Origin of the sequence: Sinorhizobium mexicanum, assembly GCF_013488225.1 — a bacterium.
Taxonomy (GTDB): Bacteria; Pseudomonadota; Alphaproteobacteria; order Rhizobiales; family Rhizobiaceae; genus Sinorhizobium; species Sinorhizobium mexicanum.
Genome location: NZ_CP041239.1, coordinates 365,356 through 385,828 on the forward strand (window position 1 = coordinate 365,356; position 20,473 = coordinate 385,828).

19 protein-coding genes and 3 pseudogenes are annotated in these 20,473 nt (G+C 58.8%); 11 read left to right on the plus strand and 11 right to left on the minus strand.

The features are described from left to right. Positions 1–102 precede the first annotated feature (102 nt). A complete protein-coding gene (gene egtD / locus FKV68_RS21845; protein WP_180941711.1) occupies positions 103–1,056 on the minus strand; it encodes an L-histidine N(alpha)-methyltransferase in 954 nt (317 codons plus the stop codon). Positions 1,057–1,491: 435 nt separating this feature from the next. On the opposite strand from egtD, the gene FKV68_RS21850 reads away from it, so the two are divergent. Next, positions 1,492–2,025 carry a DUF1993 family protein gene (locus FKV68_RS21850; RefSeq protein WP_180941712.1) on the plus strand — a complete coding sequence of 178 codons (534 nt, stop codon included), beginning with the start codon at positions 1,492–1,494 and terminating at the stop codon, positions 2,023–2,025. A 144-nt stretch (positions 2,026–2,169) separates the two neighbouring features. On the opposite strand, the gene FKV68_RS21855 is transcribed toward FKV68_RS21850, so the two are convergent. From FKV68_RS21855 to FKV68_RS21870, 4 genes are all read right to left on the minus strand, one after another. Continuing rightward, the gene (locus tag FKV68_RS21855) at positions 2,170–2,625 is read right to left on the minus strand and encodes a carboxymuconolactone decarboxylase family protein (RefSeq protein WP_180941713.1); all 456 of its coding nucleotides are present in this window, start codon (positions 2,623–2,625) and stop codon (positions 2,170–2,172) included. Positions 2,626–2,723: 98 nt separating this feature from the next. Further along, positions 2,724–3,467: an SDR family oxidoreductase gene (locus FKV68_RS21860; protein WP_180941714.1), complete on the minus strand. Its 744-nt coding sequence runs from the start codon at positions 3,465–3,467 to the stop codon at positions 2,724–2,726. A gap of 246 nt (positions 3,468–3,713) precedes the next feature. Then, positions 3,714–4,133 carry a cupin domain-containing protein gene (locus FKV68_RS21865; protein WP_209647447.1) on the minus strand — a complete coding sequence of 140 codons (420 nt, stop codon included), beginning with the start codon at positions 4,131–4,133 and terminating at the stop codon, positions 3,714–3,716. Between the two features lie 308 nt (positions 4,134–4,441). Continuing rightward, a complete protein-coding gene (locus tag FKV68_RS21870; RefSeq protein ID WP_180941663.1) occupies positions 4,442–5,038 on the minus strand; it encodes a cytochrome P460 family protein in 597 nt (198 codons plus the stop codon). 447 nt (positions 5,039–5,485) lie between these two features. Here FKV68_RS21870 and FKV68_RS21875 point away from each other — a divergent pair, with 447 nt between their 5' ends. From FKV68_RS21875 to FKV68_RS21885, 3 genes and pseudogenes are all read left to right on the plus strand, one after another. Beyond that, complete coding sequence (locus FKV68_RS21875) at positions 5,486–6,007, plus strand: YybH family protein (RefSeq protein ID WP_180941716.1); 522 nt, start codon at positions 5,486–5,488, stop codon at positions 6,005–6,007. Between the two features lie 3 nt (positions 6,008–6,010). Next, positions 6,011–6,415, plus strand: a pseudogene (locus FKV68_RS21880) (Tn3 family transposase); the annotation flags it as partial. 112 nt (positions 6,416–6,527) lie between these two features. Next, the gene (locus tag FKV68_RS21885; RefSeq protein WP_180941717.1) at positions 6,528–7,334 is read left to right on the plus strand and encodes a CE1 family esterase; all 807 of its coding nucleotides are present in this window, start codon (positions 6,528–6,530) and stop codon (positions 7,332–7,334) included. Between the two features lie 424 nt (positions 7,335–7,758). On the opposite strand, the gene FKV68_RS21890 is transcribed toward FKV68_RS21885, so the two are convergent. The 5 genes from FKV68_RS21890 to FKV68_RS21910 all read right to left on the minus strand — a co-directional run bounded on the left by FKV68_RS21890 (position 7,759) and on the right by FKV68_RS21910 (position 13,704). Continuing rightward, positions 7,759–9,015, minus strand: a complete 1,257-nt coding sequence (locus FKV68_RS21890; protein ID WP_180941718.1) for a CaiB/BaiF CoA transferase family protein — start codon at positions 9,013–9,015, stop codon at positions 7,759–7,761. Positions 9,016–9,022: 7 nt separating this feature from the next. Next, positions 9,023–10,117, minus strand: coding sequence for an OpgC family protein (locus FKV68_RS21895; protein ID WP_246452650.1), 1,095 nt, complete (start codon positions 10,115–10,117; stop codon positions 9,023–9,025). 34 nt (positions 10,118–10,151) lie between these two features. After that, positions 10,152–11,780, minus strand: coding sequence for a thiamine pyrophosphate-binding protein (locus tag FKV68_RS21900; protein ID WP_180941720.1), 1,629 nt, complete (start codon positions 11,778–11,780; stop codon positions 10,152–10,154). An 84-nt stretch (positions 11,781–11,864) separates the two neighbouring features. Continuing rightward, entirely contained in the window at positions 11,865–12,347 is a 483-nt protein-coding gene (locus FKV68_RS21905) for a hypothetical protein (RefSeq protein WP_180941721.1), read from the minus strand. Between the two features lie 28 nt (positions 12,348–12,375). Next, the gene (locus FKV68_RS21910) at positions 12,376–13,704 is read right to left on the minus strand and encodes a tetratricopeptide repeat protein (protein WP_180941722.1); all 1,329 of its coding nucleotides are present in this window, start codon (positions 13,702–13,704) and stop codon (positions 12,376–12,378) included. Between the two features lie 227 nt (positions 13,705–13,931). Here FKV68_RS21910 and FKV68_RS33275 point away from each other — a divergent pair. After that, positions 13,932–14,093, plus strand: a pseudogene (locus FKV68_RS33275) (protein-methionine-sulfoxide reductase heme-binding subunit MsrQ); the annotation flags it as partial. Positions 14,094–14,286: 193 nt separating this feature from the next. Here the strand turns inward: FKV68_RS33275 and FKV68_RS21915 are convergent. Then, entirely contained in the window at positions 14,287–14,826 is a 540-nt protein-coding gene (locus FKV68_RS21915; protein ID WP_245181777.1) for a cytochrome b, read from the minus strand. A 702-nt stretch (positions 14,827–15,528) separates the two neighbouring features. Here FKV68_RS21915 and FKV68_RS21920 point away from each other — a divergent pair. From FKV68_RS21920 to FKV68_RS21940, 6 genes and pseudogenes are all read left to right on the plus strand, one after another. Beyond that, entirely contained in the window at positions 15,529–16,143 is a 615-nt protein-coding gene (locus tag FKV68_RS21920) for a TetR/AcrR family transcriptional regulator (RefSeq protein WP_180941960.1), read from the plus strand. A gap of 112 nt (positions 16,144–16,255) precedes the next feature. Continuing rightward, positions 16,256–16,813, plus strand: a complete 558-nt coding sequence (locus FKV68_RS21925; protein ID WP_180941723.1) for a sigma-70 family RNA polymerase sigma factor — start codon at positions 16,256–16,258, stop codon at positions 16,811–16,813. 68 nt (positions 16,814–16,881) lie between these two features. Beyond that, positions 16,882–17,241, plus strand: a complete 360-nt coding sequence (locus tag FKV68_RS33280; protein ID WP_245181776.1) for an NrsF family protein — start codon at positions 16,882–16,884, stop codon at positions 17,239–17,241. Between the two features lie 370 nt (positions 17,242–17,611). Continuing rightward, a complete protein-coding gene (locus tag FKV68_RS21935) occupies positions 17,612–18,247 on the plus strand; it encodes an NrsF family protein (RefSeq protein WP_180941724.1) in 636 nt (211 codons plus the stop codon). Between the two features lie 135 nt (positions 18,248–18,382). After that, a pseudogene (locus FKV68_RS33810) lies at positions 18,383–18,466 on the plus strand (hypothetical protein); the annotation flags it as partial. 1,814 nt (positions 18,467–20,280) lie between these two features. Then, a complete protein-coding gene (locus tag FKV68_RS21940; RefSeq protein WP_180941725.1) occupies positions 20,281–20,439 on the plus strand; it encodes a hypothetical protein in 159 nt (52 codons plus the stop codon). The last annotated feature ends 34 nt before the right edge of the window (positions 20,440–20,473 follow it).

The following is a 20,473-nucleotide window of genomic DNA, read 5'->3' on the forward strand; positions in this document are numbered from 1 at the left end:
CTCCCCGCCCAAATATGATAATTTCAGTCAACGCATGAATGGGCAGCAAAGGGTCCTTTTTCGCCGCCCCAATTCGATGAATTACAATCCGACGATCGCCGCTCAGCAGCGAATGAGCCCGAACAGGCCGAATAACGCGTCCGCATCCTGCCAAGCCTCTGCAACCCTCCATCCGCCAGAGCGGGCAAGCCGCTCGAAGCTCTCCGGAGTATATTTTCGCGAGCTCTCAGTGTGGATGGTTTCCGACGTTCTGAAGAGGAATGTCCGCTCACAGAGAGTAACGCGCTGGTCGCATAAGCTGACCAGGTGCATCTCTACGGCTTTCTCGATCTCGTTCCAGCGCGCCACGTGCTTGAACTGCTCTAAACGGAAGTCGGCGCCCAGTTCGGTGTTGATCCGCTCAAGGAGGTTGAGGTTAAACGCGGCCGTCACACCCGCGCTGTCGTCGTAAGCGCGTAGAAGTGTATCTACATTCTTCTGTAGATCGACACCAATGATGGCGCGCCCGTCATCGCCCAAGTGACGTCCCATCTGCGTAAGCAAAGTCTGCGCCTCGATCGTGTTCAAATTCCCCATTGTCGAGCCCGGAAAAAATCCCGCCCTGCCGCCGCCGGAGCCATCAAACGGAACCTCAAACACATCCAGGAAATTGCGCTCGATGGGGCGCACCCAGAGTGATGGGAAGCGCGAAGCAATCCGCTTCGACGTTTCTGCAAGGAACGCGTCCGCAATATCGATCGGCACGTAGCCACGCGGGTCACGCAGCCCTGCCAGCACAAGCTCCGTCTTAACGCCAGCTCCTGCACCATACTCGACGAGAATCGCGTCAGACCTTACAAAATCGGCGATGTCCCTCTGCCGCTCTTGCAGGATCGACGTTTCGGCCCGAGTCAGGTAATACTCGTCAAGCTTGGTTATCTCTTCGAAAAGTGCAGATCCTCGCTCGTCGTATAACCAACGGCTCGGCAGGGTCTTCGCATCAGCCGATAATCCGCCGATCACATCTCGGGCAAATTCATTTTCGACAGGGTCGATGCTGTTGTTTACATGAAGCATAGTTTCCGCTTTCGGTGACATGTCAGATGACGGCCGCGGTAAAGTCGCAGCCGATAGAATCACCGTACATTCTTGCGTGGCACAGCGAGTCCCCAATGCGTTTCCAATCGTCCGCCCAGCCGACGCAACGCGTCGTCTGGGTTCGACCCTGATATGAGTTCGGTTGGAAAAGAGGAGCTGCTTCGTCCGAAAATTCGCCGTCGCCCCGCCGGTTCCGGGCCTCACGCCAACGATACCCAAAGCCAATCGAAATCATGGCCAAATGGAATTTCGAATTCCATCCGGGACGTTTAATACTCATTCTTTCGCGATGCGTGCAGTGGAAGACGCATAGCGAAAAATTTGGACGACTTGGCGAGAGTTCGGCTGAGGAAGGAGCTCCTTTCTGCGCCTACTAGCGCAATGCATGGCGGTATCCGGCACGCTGGAGAGTACATGTGCTTTTCGATATACGACGTCACCGTCCCAGTAATGCTGCAGGGACTAGCGGTTATGGATGACTATCTGGATCACGCTCAAAAGCTGGAGCGCTCCAATTGCCTTGATCCGGGAAGCGTACTGACTGCCAAACTTGCTCCCGGCATGCTGACGTTCGGTGAACAGTTCGCGGTCAACTGCAACAAGGTCGAGCTGCACTTGACCAAGCTTATGAATCGAGGCTGGCCGACTCCAAGAATCGTCGCGATGATCTATCCCGCCCTTCGAGGACGTCTTCTAGAGACGCGCGGCTTCCTGCAAACGATCCAGCCCGTAGAACTCATGAGTGCTCAGACCAACACCTATCAACTGACACCGTCCGTTGCACGAGGCTGGTTTGGCGGGAATGATTACATTCGACACGTCGTACTAGCGGATTTCTTTTTCCATATCGCGGTCGCGAACGCGATTCTACGGCATCTTGGAGCCGCGGTGGGAAAGAAGGACCATCTGGGACATCTCACGCCCTATGGCAGCGGCGACTACTCCTGAAGGCCGGCTCGCGTCATGCCCAAGACCTCGTGACCAGCGCACGCGCACCGTGGGAAGTTCCACCGCACCGGCGGCGCCGGCAGCAAGGATTTTCATGAGAAGAACTCCTTCAAGCTGTCAGCGCCCTGGGTCAGTGCGCTTCGGTCAGGTTTTGATCGCCGCCTGGGGCGGGTTGCGGAAGCTGATCGCCATGCGATCGTAGACATTCATCAGGCTGATGGCGATCGTTAGGTCGACGAGTTCCTTCTCGCCGAAGACCGCAAGCGCTGCCTGGTATGCTTCGTCCGGTACGCCGGTTCGGGTGATGCGTGTCACCGTCTCGGCCCAGGCCAGGGCGGCGCGCTCGGTGTCGGTAAAGAGATTGCCGCCTTCCTCCCAGGCGTGAACCAGGGCGAGCTTCTCGATCGGCACGCCCGACTTTGTGAGATCGCAAGTATGCATGTCGACCCAATACGCGCAGTTGTTGATCTGCGAGACGCGCAGATACACCAACTCCACCAGCTCGGCCGGCAGGCCGCTCTGCATGACATAGCCATAGACTCCGCCGAGGGCCCTGGCGCCATTCGGAGCGATTTGGTTATAGTCCAGTCGTTTGGTCATATCGGTCTTTCCTAGATAACCATGCAAAACCTGCTCCAGGCGAAACGTGAGCGGTCATCGCCTGGGCTTGTTGATCGCCGGCGGTCGCGACCGCATGATCAGGCTCTTTTCTGCGAGCGGCGTAACCACTCCTCGAGATTGAAGCGGCCGAGACGCGCCTCGCCCAGTGGTACGAGTGACGTTTCCTCGAGGCGCGCACCGAAATATCGGGCTTGGGGATCTTTCACGACAATGCGCCGGTCGCCGACGGCCTTCAAATAGCGAGCGACGATTTCGTTGAACGGCGCTCGTTCCGGGCCCGCGATCTCGACGATCCCGTTTCGCGGATTAGCGAAGGCCACTTCGGCGACGTCGTCGGCCGCGATAGGCTGAAGCAGGCCCGGCGCAAGCCTGACGACGCCTCCATCCGTACTCGCATCGACGATTGCGCCGAGGAATTCCAGGAACTGAGTCGAACGAATGATCGTGTAGGGGATACCGGAAGCCTCGATCAGTTTCTCTTGCGCGACTTTGGCGCGGCAATAACCCTGGTCGGGTAACCGGTCGGTTCCGACGATGGATAGGACGACATGGTGACGAACGCCCGCCGCGGCCTCTGCCGCGAGAAGGTTGCGGCCGGAGGCCTCGAAGAATTCCAACACCGCCTCGGCATCAAATGAAGGCGAATTGGAAAGGTCGATCACTGCCTGTGCGCCAGCCAAAGCTTCTTCGAGCCCTTCCCCGGTGAGGGTGTTGACGCCACGTTTGGGCGACGCCGCAACGACCTCGTGGCCGCCCTGGCGCAGAACGGCAACGGTCTTCGAGCCAATCAGGCCAGTACCGCCGATCACGACTATCTTCATGGTTTACTCTCCTTCGTCGTTCGCCGGACGACGCTGATCATCTTTGCGATGCGCCGCGCTAGGTGATGCGGGGCTCTTTGCTGGGTTGTCCGGCAGAGAGCCAGGAAAGAAAACTTCTCGGGCGGCGCGCGCCCATGGGAGGCCCTACCGACACCATTACGGCGTTGCAGGACAAGGTTCGGCGGCATGGGGATCTCCTCCGCATTGCGACCGAAAACCCTCGTTCATCTCAACGCGTCTGAAGGTTTATTTGATGGGCGTGGTCAGCGGGTTGTCATTGGTATCGAGGACGAAAACAGCGAGCAGCTTCGCCGGCTCGGTCTCGCTCGCGTTGCGGCTGATCGAATGGATCGCGCCCGGCGGCTCGGACCAACTCTCTCCTGGCCGGTAGATGCGCGTCTCCCAGTCATTCACCTTCGACTCGATCGCGCCCGAGATCACATAGGCGTAGATGAAAGCCGACTTCGCGTGGGTGTGGGACGGAGTGGCCGCGCCCGGCGCGTAATCGACTTCCACGGCAATCAGCGACTTGCCAGGGATATTGGGAATGGCCGCCTCGAAGTTCTTCGTGACGGTTTGCGGCTCGCTATCATGGGCGTAGATCGGGCCGGCCATCGAGAAGGCGGCGGCCGCGCAGGGGGCGGCGATGAGAGTTCGGATCTTCACGGGCTTTCTCCTTCTGCCTATAGGTTGGTCTTCGTTCTTCATCGTTTCGTCTCGGCCTTGCCGGCCTGCTAATTATCCTTGGTGCAATTGGCGCGAAACACGCGGCAGCGCTTTGGCTGCTGCAAGGCCCGGCGTGTCCGTTCGCGGGTCACCCCTCGCCACGTCAATTCAACCACGAGCGGACCCTCTCTGGGTCGCCGTTACCTCCTCGACTGCAACGCATAGACCACGTGCAGATCCTTTGAGCCCCCGGAGGCGCCGATCGCGGACGATCCTACCAGGGCGACGCCAAGCGTTCGTTGGCTAATTCAGTCGTCCAGCAGCGGGTAGAATTGGGTCCAGACGTCGTCCTTCTTGGCGCTCGCGATGTGGCAGAAGGCGCACTCTGATTTGGGCTGCAGCTTGGCCGTCGCTGCCTTCGGCTCGTGGTGGTTGAAGTTGTAGTAACCCCAGCCGCCGGTGTCGGCATAGCGCTTGGTGTCCTTGACCGTGACGTCGGCGCCGTTCAGCTTTCCGGGGAAGAAGCCTCGCCCGGAGGGCTCGGTGCGCGATCCATCCGGGTTCTCGGCCGGAAGCGTCAGCTGCAGTTCCTTGAAGAAGATCGTTCCTTCCGGGAACTCACCGGTCTTCTTGTAGATTTCGTATGAGCCCGGCTCGATGTAGACGTTGTGAAATTCAGGAAAATTGGCCTTGCCGCCGTTGAGCGCATTGGGAGTGAGCGGCGAGCCGACGAACACCCACTTGTTGTAATCCTTCGGCAGGATCAGATCGCCCGATTCGGTGTACTCGGGCAGATAGCGCTTCTTCGTCGTCGCGCTGCCGTCATTGGACTCGGACTGGGCGAATGCGGCCGTTACAGCAACCGCGCTGGAAACCGCTCCGGCGATCAGTAGGGCAATACGCATACCTTTTTCTCCACAAACATTGAATGTTATCCGTCCCGGGTTGCTCTCGGCGTTACTTGACGAGATCTGCAACACAGGCACTCAGTTGTCGCAGCACGGGGCGACGTTTTCCAATGGCCGGCATTTATAGGTTTCATAGCGCCGGGGAATACTGCTGCGACGGTCCTCACGTATGCTCGTCACCGGCAGGCATCGGTTTCCTTCATCGGGACAGTGAGAGGTATGGAAGACGTGCCAACATGGGGTGGATTGAAACACCAGGAACGCTGTGGATTCCGACATTCCTACCGCTTGCATAGCCGCCATAGCTGGCTGATATCGAAATGATAGTTAGAGGGAATTTCAAAATAATCGTCTTCCGAGGCAGTCTCCCGTTGGTATTGCGCCCAGCAGCTCCACGAAAAGCCGCCGCTACCATCGTATAACCATGAGAAGGGACCGACCACGATGAAGACCGGACTACTGGCAATTGCCGCGCTCGTGACTGTGGAACTGGTTTGCACTTCCTTCGCTGCCGAAGCACAGACGCACCAAGTTTTAAAGATGCAAAAGACGCTTGATAATGAAGATCCGGTGGCCGGTGCAAAACAGGCCTGCGACAATTTCGGTGCGTTGGCAGCAAAGAGTGATACGGCCCAGTTGGTCAATGGCTTTTACGCAGAAAACGCGACGTACATCGGCCCGACGCTACCTGGTGGCATCCTGATCGGTCGGGAAGCAATTCGAAAAAGCTATGCGGAAGCACCTGCGGACGTCACGTTCAAAGGCACTTGCGAGCACACCCAGAAGCTCAGCGACACAGTCGTTGCCATCAGCGGCCATTGGATCGCAACCCCAAACGACCCTAATAAGGGCGAGGCCCGCAAAGGTAGTTTCGCCCTTATCTTTGTAAAAGAGGGTGGAAAATGGCTCACGGCGGTAGACAGCTGGAACATTGAACTGCCGCCACCACTGGCCAAGGCCCAATAGCGGGAGAAGTTTGCGCAGCGCCTCAAACGGGACCAGCTTGAAGGCGTACGCTTTGTCGAAGATCGGCTGCAGATCTCGCCGGTTAAGACGGCGGTCTCCCCCGAAGCGGAAGCGCTCGCCGATCGGCTCGATGCGATGATGCCGCGCATTCACATCACCGAACTCCTGCACGAAGTCGCTCGCGAAACCGGCTTCATGGCGGCCTTCACAAACCTGCGCACCGGCGAAAGCTGCCCCAACGAGAGCGCACTTCTCGCCGCCATTCTGGCCGATGCCACCAATCTTGGTCTCTCCCGGATGGTGACCGCCAGCCAGGGCGTGACGCGCGATCAACTCATCTGGACGCAGGATGCCTATGTCCGAGACAATACCTATCGGGCAGCGCTCGCCACCATCATCAATGCTCATGCTTTTTTAATGGGAGCGGTCGCTGCACTCGCCGGATTGATGGACAGGGAGATTGCTCGCCCCGCCGCCGCGCACTACGTGCTTGCGATCAAATCGGAGAGGAACGCCGCCTATGTTTCGTCTGTTCACCATTCTTATGCTGGTCGCCATCGCTCCCTCAAATATCCGCGCGATAACGGTTTGTGGCGGTGAGACAGCGTGCACGGTCCGCCAAGGGGATTATCGCATCGAATTGCCAATGGATGGGGATCTTCGCGGTGTTTATGTCTATTTCCATGGGTTCAAGAGCTCCGCCAAGTTGCAGATGGAGCAGCGCTCGTTGGTAAACATGACGCTCGCCCACCATCTTGCGTATGTTGCGGTCGATGGGATCGGCGGAAGCTGGTCCTTTCCCAATGGCGCCCGACCTGGACGAGACGAAAAGACCTTCGTGGGCGACGTTTTTGATGATCTGAGAAATCGATATGGGTTTACACCAGATAAGACCGTGATCGGTGGCTTCTCGATCGGGGCCTCGAGGGCTTGGTACACGGCCTGCGAACAGGGCGAGAGAACGGCAGCGATGGTAACGTTCTCCGGCGTGTTCTGGAATCCGCTTCCCAAGGCCAGTGACTGCGTCACCGGCATTCCGCCGATGGTGCATTTCCATGGGACGGCAGACCGGACATTCCCACTCGCAGGGCGCGCCGTCGGAGCGGATTCTCATCAAGGCGACGCTTTCAAGAGCATGGCGATCATGCGCGAACGGGCTAAGTGCAATATTAAGGACACCAAAAAAATCACGCTGGATGGCATCCTTTGTAGCAGCGTCCCTGACTGTCTCCGCGGTGACCTCATCATGTGCATCCATAACGGCGGCCACAAGGCTCGCGCCGATTGGCTTGATGCCGGCCTGACGGCTGTCGGCTTTCCAAAATGAGGACTGTCGCTTACGGCGAATACTAGCATGTCCAGCGTAACAATGTCTTAGCGTCAAAAAATACTGCGCACCGGGATTCTGATTGGCGAAAATGCCAGGGTTCCTGCGAGCGACACGCTCGCGTTGCGTGAAGTGGACCGTTCCCGGCGCCTGGCGTCAATGGAGTGCTGTGACGCTCATGACGTCCAAGTATTTGGTTCTCAATTATTGCACTAGAATAGCCATGACCCGCATACCGAATTCCCCACCAAATCGCCCGAGCCGTCTGCGTTGTTGTCGGACGGCGTTGCTGCGGGAGCTGAATGGGTTAGTCGAGCAAGCGACTGCAGCTAGATGGGGTCGAGGTTTTTGTTGGACTGCCGACCTGTTGCAGAAGTAGTCTATGGCAGTAAGCTTTTGCGAAGCATGGTCGACTGGCACGACCTTATCCCTTCGAAGCCTGCCGTTCACTTCGACGTTCATCCATGTTTACGTCGGAGTTGCGCATCTCGATTTGCGAAAGCTCCGAAAGGATATCGTCGCGATCTTGATCGACATGCGGTGGAGGTCGGTCGAAACGCACCGGCGTTGCCGACATCTTGAGGGGATTTCCGAGAAGTCGCAGGGGGCGCCCGTCCTGCGTGTGCATCTCGACCACCATCTCGCGCGCCACGGTTTGCGGATAGGAAACGACCTGGTCGATCGTCGCCACCCGACCGGCGGGAGTTTCGGCGGCAATGAGACGCAGCTCCCAGTTTTCCGCCGTGTCCTTTTTTAACGCCTCGGTGACAAGCTGGTCCAGCGCTTCGATATTCACCACTCTGTCACGATTGCGAGCGAAGCGTTCGTCGTTGACTAGCTCCGGCGCGCCGATGGCCTCGCAGAAACGGGCAAACTGCTGATCGTTTCCGACTGCAATCGCTATTTCGCCATCAGCCGTCGTGAAAGTCTGATAGGGAGCGATGTTCGGATGCCTGTTTCCGATCCTTCCAGGCACTTTGCCGGACGTCAAATAGTTAGTTGCGGCATTGATGAGCCATGCGACCTGCGCATCGTAAAGCGCCAGATCGATATATTGGCCCTCGCCCGTGCGGTCGTGATGGCGAAGGGCGGCCAGAATGCCGACGGTCGCGTACATGCCGCACATGACATCGGCGATTCCCATGCCAACCTTGACCGGCCGTCCCCCATCCGCATCGCTCTCGCCGGTGATGCTCATGACACCGCCCATCGCCTGGATCAGGAAATCGTAGCCGGTGCGATCGGCGCAGGGGCCTGTCTGGCCGAAGCCGGAAATCGCGCACCAGACGATATCCGGCTTTATCTTCCTGATATCGTCATAGCCGAGGCCGCGGCGCGCAAGGTCTCCCCGCTTGTAGTTCTCGACGACGACGTCCGAAATGGCGGCCAATCTCTTGACTAGGGCGACACCATCGTCGCTTGCGAGATCAATCGCGATTGATCGCTTGTTGCGGTTGGCCGAGAGAAAATAGGCGCTGAGATCGCTGTCGCTTCCATCGGCATTCGGCGCGAAGGGCGGGCCCCAGCTGCGGGTATCGTCGCCGACATCGGGCCGCTCGACCTTGATGACCTGTGCGCCCAGGTCGGCGAGGAGCTGTGTCGCGGTCGGGCCCGCAAGGATGCGTGAGAGATCTAGAATACGCAGTCCTTCGAGGCTGGCGGGTTTCCGATGGTCAGTCATCAACGCCTCACGATTTCCAGGGAGAAAGTTTGAACCAACGAACCAGATAGGCGGTACCGATAAGTGTTGCGAACCCGATCAGGTTACCGACCACTTCGGCGCAGATCGTGCGGCCGGCATGATCGAGCGCGATGCCGATCGGCTGGGCGATCACCATGCCGGTTATAAAGACGGCAAGCGATTGCTGGCCGACGACGGATAAGACCCGAACGACCGGACCGCGCAGCCGCGATCCCCTTTCGCCGACCAGATGGACGGCAATGTAGCAGAGCGCCATGAAGTGAATGAAGCGCAGCAGGCCGAAATCGGTTTTGTCGGTCAGCGGAGCGATGCGCGCCGCAGCCATCTGGAAGAAGGGATGAGCTTCCTGGAAACGGACCCACGCGAAGGGCACCGTCACGATCACGAAGACGATTGCGAGCGACATCAGCCGGCGATCGTAGCCCGGCGCCGGTAGGACGCCGCGCATCAGGAAGAAACCCGTGAAGAACAGAAATTGCCAGCCGAAGGGATCGAAGAACCAGGAGCGATCCGACCACGGTTCAGCGGGCAGCCGTGTGAGGCCGAACTGTGCGGCTAACCACAGCAGGATCATCAAGACGAACGGCAGGGAGCGATCGACTTTCGAAGCAAGGATCATCAGCGGCATCAGCACCAGGATGACGATGTACATCGGAAGGATATCGAAATAGTTCGGCACGTAAGTCAGCATCAGCAGCCCGACCAGCAGATGGCCAGGATCCTTCATGAAGGGTACGAGGTTCAGGCTGTCGACATAGGTGACACCGTCATAGCGCGTTCCCGCGACTACCATGATGGCTGCCACTACGATGAAGATGACGACATGAGCCCAGAAGATCTGCCAGATGCGCTGGGCGACGCGGGCGATGAGAACGAACGCACCGCTACGGTCGAAAGTCGAACCGAAAGCAATGGCGCAAGCCATTCCCGATTGGAAGACGAACATCTCCGTGGCGTCCGAGAAACCGAAACGCGCCGGAATCCACAAAGCCCAGCCGTCGTTTGGTATGTGCGCCAGAAGAATGATGAGCATGCCGACACCGCGGAAGAAGTCCAGTCGCGGATCGCGCAGGCGTTTCACCTTCTGGGGGACCGGCTGTGAGGTCAGGCTCGGTTCAGAAGGCGCCGTCGTATGCGCGTGCGTCGAACCTGCAGGCGATAACCGTAAAGCTTGCTCGTTCGCCGGCAGCCTCAAGCTCGTCGCGGAAGGCATTTGCATTCTCCACATTTACGCCATGACCACCGAAACCCCGTGCGACGGCAGCAAAGTCAGTTTCACCGAGAGTGACGCCGGCCGGGGGTAGTCCGGCGGATGCTTGTTTGAGTGCGATCAAGGCAAGGGAGCGGTCTTGGAACACCACGATAGTGACCGGCAGCTTGAGGTCGCGGATGGTGGCGAGCTCGCCGATGCCCATCTCAAGGCCCCCGTCGCCTATGACCGCAAAAACTTTCCGGGACGGATCAGCGACTTTGGCACCAATGGCCAGCGGCAGCGCCGCGTTCATGGTGCAAAATCCTGCCGATTGCAGCAACGAGAGTGGTTTGGTCGCCACCCATTTCTGTGAGAGGAGGATGCGATGGGCACCGCTGTCGACAGTCACCAGCCCGTCGTCGCCCGCCATCTGGTTCAGCAGATCAACGATCGCGTGAGGACCCCAGGGCTGCCTGGTTGAAAAGATGCCCTGAAGATCGGATTTCGCGGCGGCGGGCTCACCGCCCGACCAGCCTTTGCGCGCAACGACAGAGCCGGCCAACGCCTGCAGCACTGTGCGGGGGGCGGCTGCAATTCTTATGCCGGCATGGTGCATGCCGTGGTCTGAAACGGCATTGGTGATATCGACCAGTTTTGATGGATCTTCCACGAAATCCAGCCAGCCGAGCCGCATTTCGATCGGATCATAGCCAATCATCAGCACGAGGTCTGATTCTCGCGCGAGATTCAGGAGGACCCGATCGGCAAGAGGGGAAAGACCGGCCGCCCCGAGCGACAACGGATGATCTTCCGGCAGAACGCCTTTTGCCTTGTATGTGGTGAGGACAGGTGCCTCGATCGTCTCGGCAAGTTGCTTGAGCGCCGGACCAGCATGTCCGCGCGCCGCTTCGAAACCGACGATGATCAGTGGCCGCTCGACCGCGGCAATCCGATCGGAGAGTCGACGAATGGCGGGATCGGTCACAGCAACCGACGGCACGAACCGCAGCGGTGGCACAACGCCACCATAGTTAGGGCTCGCAAGCGCCGCCACGGCCGGTGACAGATCGATATGGACGGGGCCGGCCGGTTCCGCGGTGGCAATCGCCAGTGCCCGGGCAACCGTCGAGGCCACACTATCCGGCTCGATCTCGAACGACGCCTTTACCAGCGGGCGCAGCAATTGCGCATGGTCGATAACCTGATGCGTATAGCGTGCACGGGTCGCTCGATCGACAACCCCCGAAATGACGACGAGCGGGATGCGTTCCTGTAGCGCGTCGGCGATGCCGTTGACAGCGTTCGCGAGGCCTGGGCCGATGGTCGTGACTAAGAGCTCGGGCGTTGCGCTGATCACGCTCGCGCCAGCGGCCATGATCGCAGCGGGCGTCTCATGGCGCGCCAGGTGAAAAGCGATCCCTGCAGCCTGCAGCGCATCGATCAGAGTGACGACTTCACCGCCGGGCACGCCAAACCCGTGGCGAACGCCATGGGCGTGAAGTGTTCTGGCGAGGACATCGGCGACACGATTGAAGCTTGTGGTTTGGGACATTGAGATCACGCTGCTAACGAGTTTTCATTTGGGACAGCCTGCCCGGCGGATATTGAACCGGGCAAGCCGCCTCCATGGCACTTTCTAGCGTTCCATCAGGCGCACAACGAACGCGATGACGGTACCGAACAGGATATGGCCGATCAGCGATGCCCAGGTCAGCGTGATGAAACCAAGAAACGGGGGCAGACCGGCAAAGAGGTGCGCCATCACGTAGAGGGCGAAGATCCAGAGACCGGTTCCGAACCCGATACCGGTGAGCAATAAAGGCAGCGTCGGGAAGATCAGGCGTTGGAGCGGGCGGGCGATAAAGAGATAGCCGATCGGATAAAAGATAATGCCGACGACGGCATGGATGGATTCTGCGAGCAGCAGGTTGTTGAACCCAAATACCGACTGAACGAGGGCCGCTGGCTCAAGCGGGCCACCAACCAACAGGGGCGTGAACAGGCGTGCCCAGATTTCCCAGGTGACGTCGGCTGCAAGGCCGGCAAGCACGATTATGCGGCCGAGGCTCGGCTGAATTTCTGGAAAGATATTTGTCTTGTTCATTTCCACCAGCGACATGGCATCGCTCCTTCATTGATGGGGAAGTTCAGGCAGACAATCTCATGCCGACCGAGCGCTCGATGGACTTGAAAAGCCGGTCGTCGGCCTTGAGCTTTTGACGGATATGACCGATGCGGGAGACGGCCGCGTTATCGCCTCCGGCGCCAACTGCCTTGGCAAGAGCTAGGACGAAGAAATCGCGCTGGGCGTTGCTCCCGCCAATTTTGGGAAGATTGGCGACCATGCGGTCGATCATCTGGCGATCAGCGGGCGCGCCGATCCCGGCGAGGACGCGGGCCATCGGGGCGCCGATTTCTGCCGCCACGCGCGCCTGGTCGCCCGTGCCGAGCGCCTTTGCGTCGATCTCGGCCACCAACGCGGCGGTGCCCTCACGTTCGCCGACAGCAACCATAGCCGCAAGATTATGAAGTGCCGCAAAAATCAAAGTCGTATCGGAACGTCGGCGATAAGCGATTTCCGCAACGTCCATCCACCTCTCGCCGACGTGGACCCTCGATTGCTCCAGGCGCCACAGCAGCGACACGGCGTTTGCCATGTCGCGGAAATCGTCAGTCCGTTGCGGTCGAATCTCGTCGTCGTAGATCTCCAAAACGCGATCATGATCGCCCCGCTCCAGGTGCAGCAGAGCGAGATGCCAAGCCATGTGGAAGGAGAAATTGTTGCAGCGCGACCATGCTTTGCGGCTCCCTTCCAGCCAGTCGATCCCTTCAGAAGTATCACCGCGCATTTCGAAGACATGCGAGACGGCATGCAGACCCCAGGAATCATCCGGCTGGAGCGCTACGGCACGCTGGCCAGCGTCAAGTGCCTCGGCATAGCGCCCGTGCTCCTCAAGGGCGAACGCGTGGCAGCCAAGAAGGAAACCCGCGGCCCGTCCGCCGGCATCCAGATTCTGGACAGCTCTCGTGCTAGCCTTCAGCATTCCCGCAGCGTCGCCAAGCATGAAGCGCAGGGCCTGCGAAATCTTGAAAGGCAGGAACGTGGCCGGCCGATCCTCATAGCCGCAATCAAGAATATCCGCGGCTCGAGAAAAGGAACCGTCGACCGCAACCTCCAGTGCTTTTACGAGAATACGCTCGTCGTCGGTACCGCCGGCGTTCGCTGCAAGAGCCGCGCGTGCACCCTCCAATGCTGAGGCGGCGATAATGCTCATTTCCGAACGTGCAAGGATAAGATTGGCGAACCCTTTCAGAGCATGGCCCGCGATGTGCTGGGGATCGGCGGCAAGCGTTGCCTTTAGCGCCAAGCCGGTGTTGGGACGGTGCGTCGCCAGTTCGAAGACAGCGGTTTCGAAGGCCCGCAGTGCCATTGGGTTATCGCTGCTGGTTGCCAGATCGTATGCATCGAATTTCATCTTCTGCTCCTTGATGAGGGACGCCATCCGGTTCCCTTGGGTCTGCTTTCAGGCGTCCGACAGAGGTTTTTACGGTTGCATCGGCATGTTCGTTACAGAACGCCGCGTTTTTTTTCGCACCCGCAGCAAGTTTGAAACTCGAGCTAAAGAGATCTTGAAAATTTTAAAACATCTGTAACAAAACTGCCGAAGGGAACTTGTTTGCTCACATGATCCTCGATTAGGTGCTGGACGCGCAGGCAGTCGTCGACGACGTGTTGAAGCGGCCGTTTATCATGTTCGGCATGGCGGGACTGCTGGCGCTTACCGTGACCTCCAACAGTTTCTCGGTCCGGCGACTTGGCAAGAAATGGATATGGCTGCATCGCTTGGTTTATATCATCGCCGCCTTGCGTCCTGCCGACGCCGGTCGCGCCGGCGTCATACTGCCGGGTGTCCGGCGTTTGAGGCTCGGGTCACCGATCCCGTTTCACCATGGCCCAGATCGCCGCCGTCGCTCCCCCCCGTCGCCTGCCGGCGTATTGCTAACGCAACCCGAAATCATAGGGAAAACGTCTCACCGCAGTAGCTCGGACCAGTCATTCATCCGCCCGGAGCCATCGACTGAAAGACTTCGTCGCGTAGATAGAAGTGGTGGAAGAGAGCCGCGGCTGCATGCACGCCGGCAACCCATAGGATGACGTTGCCGAGGGTGGCGTGTATTTCCATGATCGACTGCCCCAGTCCATGCGCCTCCGCGATCTGGGGGGCGATGTCGAAGCCGAGAAGGGTGACGGGAAGCCCCTCGAGCCAGGTACCGAGCACCGCAGTTGCCGGAATCGCGACGAGGAGCGCATAAAGCGCGATTTTGACGAGCTTCGCGGCCGCAGCCATCCATCGCGCCATCGGCTGCTTCGCGGGCGCACCGTCGATCAGCCGCCATAGCAGCTGCAGCACGACGACAATGAAGACGAGCACCCCGAGCGTCTCGTGAATCCTGCGGAGCCCATCCGCGGCGGCGGAATAGAGCGAATAGCGATCGCCCTTGCTCAGCATATAGGTGGCGAGAACCAGCATGACAGTCAGCCAATGGAAGGCCTGGGCGCCGGCGCCGTAGCGAGAGGAAGTGCTGCGCAAACCCATTATCTAACTCCGATCTTAGCCCGTCGCAGCGGTTGATGAACAGTGGCGGCGCGTCGCCAGAGATTTGAGCGCTTGGTAAGCTTGCCGGTTCCCCCCGGCGTCCAACTTCACCTTATGACGAACCCATTGCCCAGGGGTCCTCAATCGGTGTCCGAGCGTCCGGCACTCTTCAACCCGGACTGTAAGAGGGAATGGTCATCGTAGCGGTCGCGGAGATTGGGGGCGTTCGACAAAAAGCAACTGCCGGTTAGCTTCGTTCCGTCGTGCTCACAACCGACGAAGGGGCGGAAGTCCGCGCCGGCAATCGCCGTGCGGCAGCACGGTAACCTGAAGGATCGTGATGTCAGGGGACCTGTCGGAAGGCTCCGGCTTGCGTAGCCGGTGTAGTACTCGCGGTCAAATTAGATAAATTCAGGGGCGACATTAATCGAGCAGGAGAGTGCTCTCGCAGGAAGGGGAACTAATAAATCGAAGTATCATCAATTCAGAAGTTCTACGACGTCGGCGGGCGCGCTCGCCTCGGATTTATTGGTTCGCTCGGAAAGCTCCTGTTCGAGATTCATTTGGATTTAATCGCTTCTGTTCGGCCGCATCAAAGGACCTAGACGCCGATTGTTGTTTTAAATCGCACGTTATAAAATGGAGGGCGCAAAGTCAGCGGGCATAAATTGGCTGCCGGTCAATTTATGCGAGGTGAGGCGAATGGCGAGACCAAGGGAATTCGATGAAAAAGAGGTGCTTGTTCTCGCTGTTGAGCATTTCTGGGAGCACGGTTACGAGGCCACATCGATCCGCGACCTGGCGCAAGCGATGGGATTGACGACGGCGAGTATCTACAACGCTTTCGGTGACAAACGAGCCGTTTATCGCAAGGCACTCGATTTTTATGTCGAGCAAAGTTTTGTCGACAGAGTGGGGCGTTTCGAGACAAAGCCGCCACGCGAGGCCATCGAAGCGTTCTTCGGAGAGATCATCCAGCGATCGCTGGGGGATACCAGACGGAAGGGCTGCATGCTGGTCAACTCGGCCCTTGAGGTGGCACCACATGACCCGGAGTTTCAGCGCGTGATTTCGGAAGTCCTTATTCAGGTGGAAGCGTTCTTCGCGCGCTGTGTTCTTGCAGGTCAAAGGGATGGAACGATCGGTAGCCGCCAAAGCGCTCCGGACATGGGACGCGCACTTTTGGGCATGCTGCTCGGCATCCGGGTCCTTGCGCGAACGCGACCCGAGAGAGACCTCCTGGAGGGACTCGTGAGGCCGGTGTTTGCGTTACTCGAACCTGATGCCAAAAAGCAGTTGGACCCTCCTGTTTCATGACCGAAGATTCTGATCCGCAAACTTTGTCCCATCCCACCCTGATGCCAGCGAAGAAAAATCAGCCTGTCATTTGTAACATTTCGTCCCTGCTCTTCGAAGAGGGACATGTCGGATGAAGAATCTGGCGCGCGAAGAGAAATGGGCATCCTGGATGCGTTCAGCGATAGCGGGTGATAAACATGCCTATCATAACTTGCTGACGGCCATGACGCCCCGGCTGAGGGTGATGGCCCGTAAACGATGTGAACTCTTTGGCGCGCCGGCGAGCGAGGCTGAAGACGTCGTGCAAGAAGTGCTTTTGGCAATCCATCTCAAGCGAGGAACCTGGGATCCGAAGCGCCCATTGGGGCCGTGGCTGTCGGCCATTGTTCGCAATAAGCTCGTGGACAGCCTGCGCCGTCGCGGGCGGCAGATAAGCGTCCCGTTGGAGGACGTCATCGCTACACTCGAGAGTGACGATCGCGTCGACCCGTCCGACAGGATGGACATTGAGACAATTCTCGGCGGTCTCAGAGATCCGCAGCGGACGATCCTCCAGTCGATCTCGATTGAAGGCTCGAGCGTGCGGGAAACCGCCGAACGCCTCAAAATGACGGAGGTCGCGGTTCGTGTCTCCTTGCACCGGGCGTTGAAGGCGTTGGCCGCCCTTTATTCGGAGCGCACAACATGAAGACCGGTGACCTTGATCACGCTTATCGCACGTGACATGCCGGTTCGGCTCGACCTGAACTATGCTTTTTGCCACGCCGCTATCATCGCGGGATCATCTTCTTTTCGGTGATCGGCTTTCGTCCGGAAATCGACACCGCCGTTCAAACGGGGCGGTTCTTGTTCAAGTTCGTGATCACCATTGCATCGGCCGTGAGCGGCGCCAAGGTCTTGTTTCAAATTGGTAGACCTAGCGTGCCTCTACGGCTCTCGGCCTTAAGTTTGCTGTTGCCCGTTGGATTGGCGATCGGAGCTACGATTTTTGAGTTGATTGTGATGCCACCCGAAACTTGGTCTCCGTCACTGTCCCTCGGGCCGCTCGCGTGCTTTATCTATGCAATGCGCAACGGCGCACCCGAGCGGCCGGGTCTTGCCGGCGCAATTGCATGACTTGCGGCGGCATCGCGGCGACGTGCTACGCGGCAAGCTTTGGTATCCGACGGCTATCGGTTTGGTTTGGTCACGACCCTCGGATGGCTGCTTGGGCGTAGGGTCCTGCGTTGGTTGGTTTCGCTTGGCGCGAGGACGCGGGTCCAAGCAATTCGTTCCGGCAGAGTTTCGAACGCGATTCGAAGGCGGTCGGAATCTGGGCTCGGGTGCCGCAGTCCAAATTTTCGTAAATTCACGGCCGGTGCTAATCTCCCATCGGCCGGACGCCGGACCGATTGTTGATCGGGGTTCTGCAAGCCGATATTGAGGAAGTCTCGTGCCTTCGCAGTGAAGGACGCGGGCATGGATTGGAGACTGGGGAACCTGACGGTTGAAGACAAAAGACTTGATCAAGCTGATAGCGGAAGACACCCGGCGGCCCGTCAATCTGCGGCTTACTTTGCTTGCCGCTATTACGGGCGGCGCGTCGATTGCAGCCGCGGCTTTCTTTTCCGCAATCGGCTTCCGCCATGACATCGGACAGGCCATCGAAACGGTACGCTTTGTCTTCAAGTTCTTCGTTACACTTTCACTGCTCGCCACAGCGGCAGCGTTGCTTGCGCCAGTGATCCGGCCGGGCCAGGATCCGGTTTATCGGCGCTGGTTTCTGTTGACTCCGGCCGCCCTGTTGCTGGGTGCTGTTGTTCTCGAACTGGTCGTGACACCGTCCAACCTATGGGCCACCAAATTGGTTGGGCAGAACGCGCTGCATTGCCTCACCATCATCCCCATTCTATCTCTTTTCACGGCGGTTCCTTTGTTTCTCGCCATGCGCCAGGGTGCGCCCGAAAATCCGGGCTTTGCCGGCATTGTCGCGGCTTTGGCATCGGTCGGTGTCGCGTCAACTCTATATGCATCGAATTGCTTCGATGACAGCCCACTGTTTGTAGCGACTTGGTATCCAATGGCCACGGTGATCGTCGCCACGGTCGGATATTTTGCAGGAAAGCATTTCTTGCGCTGGTAGACATGCGTTCTCCGGCGGCTGCTCGCGATTCGCGCCTCACGGGTGACAACTCTTCTGGCCGCGCAAGTGCGTTGGCGAGAAGACATTTTTGTTAATCGTGCTTCCAACCGCGCGTGTGATGGCCGCGAGTGACACCTGGTGGTCATCCCCTTCATCCTCGCCTACACCGCTTGGTCCTACTACGTCTTCCGCGGCAAGGTGAGGGCCTGCGAGGGATAGTACCGATGCGTTTCGCCGCGTGCCGCAAGAACTGGCTGCGCCGACTCGGCTGGGAGGTTCTGATCCTGACTGACAGTTTAGGCAAGCCCTCCGTTGCGGAGGGGAGGGCGGCTGGCCATCCTCCATGCTTTGGGGTGTCGCGTCGCCTCAAAGGGGTAGGGGAAGCCGATCATTGCACCTCGGAGCGTTTCCGGCACTCTCGGCTTTGGTCCCGGCGTTTCGGGCTGACAGGTCGTCCTCATCGACTGTCCTCTTCTCCCGAAAGAGCCTCGCACCGCGCTCCAGCATCGCTCTTCGCTCCGGAGGAAGCCCACGGTCCGGTCGAACGTGTCGTCGACCAGCCGCCGTATTTCCCCGACCACTGTCGTGGCCGTCTCGTCAGAGTATTCGTGCCCCGGTAGCCCGTAGCAGGGCTGGTCGGGGGCAAGGAGGGAGCGTCGTTATCGACGACGGCACGACCCCTCGGGCGTCGTGATCGTACGCATGAGAGGGCGCCCGGGAGCGAGTCCTCCAAGCCTACACCCAAATCGCCAGCACTGTGGGTTTGATGACCAACACCCGGGACGCCGGCGGATCCAGAACCGAGGTCGTATCGCACCTGTCGAAAGCCCGTGGCGCACAGTCTTCGTCCGATATTTTTCCGACACCGAAGTCATCCAACCCAACGAATAGCCCACTGCCTCCCAGGTACCGGTCCCATGGGTCTCGGCTTGATCTGCTTAACGGTACCCGCATGGCCGCCTCCAGCGCATTCCATAAGTGGACGTGGTCCCCAGCGTTAGGGGCCGGCATAAAGCGGGCTTTGGAGAGCCGGCTCCCGGCGATGGAGCCCATGGTCCGCCTCCCACACCCGCGCGGCCGAGGCGCGCTTATGCGAACCGGACGGGCTCGACCTACGTCGAGGGCATAGCCCAACGAGTCAAGTGCGAACTCGTCGGTCGGAGTGACGAAATCACGCACTTTCCACACCGGCACTCTAGGCTCATGAGCGACGCGAATAACTTAAATTCGATTCGAGCGGGTACAAACTGATCGGAATATCTCACATTGTCACTCTGCACAGCGCGGCTTCCCGATCGAGTTCGGAAAGTTCCATAATTTATGCGATCTGTTATAACGTAACAGAGTTGGCTAATGAAGACATCGATGTTTTCGCCACTTGAGAAGGCCCGCCTTCGGGGTATCCGAAGGTAACACTCGCCGCGATCGCGTCGCACAAAGTGTCGCCGATATCGAGCTTTGCTTTGGGGGGCGCTCTTTTCGCATGGAGTAAGCTCGATGAAAGAGGCGCTTGAGAAGGCCGCAGTCAAGACTTCTAGGATGTCCAATGGCTAGAAGTCCGAGAGTTCATGAGTGTCGAAGCGAACGGAAGACCGGTTCCGAGAAGTCGGGCTTGCGTCGCCGCGATCGACCCCCTCTCCCAAGGCCTCTGGCCTAACTCTGCCGGGTGGAAACACCCGGCATTTTTCTTTTATCACAACAAAACCTCACCTACGGTGGAGGATCGGATGAGTTTTACACTGTAGAGAGACACCTCCGTGCTTGAACCATTGGCGTGGTCAAGATCGATCAAACACGGAGGTTTTGTGGATGAACAGTCGCTATCACACGCGACGTGGGACTGCAGATATCATGTGGTCTCGGGTGCAAGTACCGGACGAAGCGCCTCTACGGGGACGCACGGCGTGAGTTGCGTGAGCCGCCAATGCGGGACCGCGGCGGCCCGGAGGTGTCATGAAGGACTGAAGAGGATGGCGAGAGGTCGTGAGGTCGCGCTCGCCTTCGGTCGGACGCAAACACCGAAGGAGCCGCAGATGCCCACTTCCAATCCAATCCGCGAAGTTTTTTCTAAGCGCCGCAAGCCGCCAGCAGATGTTCCGCATGTCGGCGAGGCTGCCAACGACAATGCGCCATTCCTCGCGAAACAACAAAGTTCTTCCTGCCCGCGCCTCCACAATCTTCCGACCTTGTGAGGTGCGGTCCGTCGTCCCCGATCTTTGCGACAGC